At 41.8% G+C, this 627-nt stretch carries 1 protein-coding gene and 1 pseudogene; one reads left to right on the forward strand and one right to left on the reverse strand.

Annotated features, from left to right (window positions below):
* On the reverse strand, positions 1–286 hold a 286-nt coding region (locus tag R7P74_RS27275), incomplete at its 3' end, for a LacI family DNA-binding transcriptional regulator (protein ID WP_318123802.1).
* 176 nt (positions 287–462) lie between these two features.
* Between R7P74_RS27275 and R7P74_RS27280 the strand changes: the two are divergent.
* Positions 463–627 (forward strand): annotated as a pseudogene (locus R7P74_RS27280) (tRNA-binding protein); the annotation flags it as partial.

Genomic DNA, 627 nt, shown 5'->3' on the forward strand with positions numbered 1-627 from the left:
TGCCAATCAAGATATGTTTGCCATTTTCGCGCGCGACATTGTCGACGGATTTGACCAGCGTGCCGAAGAAAGGATCGGACACATCACTCACCAACACACCCATGGTATTTGTGCTTTGACTCACCAGTGCGCGAGCTGCGGCATTGGGTCTGTAACCCAATTTTCTCATTGCTTTGGTGACCGACTCTACCGATGATTGACTGGCTTTTGGGGACTTGTTGATCACGCGAGAAACCGTTGCGACCGAAACACCGGCTTCTTTCGCGACATCCTTGATCGTTGCCATATAGAACCTTTAGTGGCTAAAAATTTTGACTGAAAGTATTAAACACCCATTGTGTAATAAGTGCAATTTGATAGAAGATTTGCTTTCGGAAATGAGATCTTTACCACTTGTATTTATTAAGCTTACTGATAGTGTAAACGTTATCTTTTTAGTAAAACTTTACTGGGGTTTTAATTATGGAAACTATCGCTTACTCTGATTTTGCCAAATTAGAAATTCGTACCGGAAAAATCATTGAAGTGGCTCGTCATCAAAATGCAGACAAGCTGTATATTGTGCAAATTGATATCGGTGAGAAAACACTGCAAACCGTAACCAGCTTAGTGCCTTATTACACCGAG

This window comes from Vibrio sp. 2033, assembly GCF_033339735.1.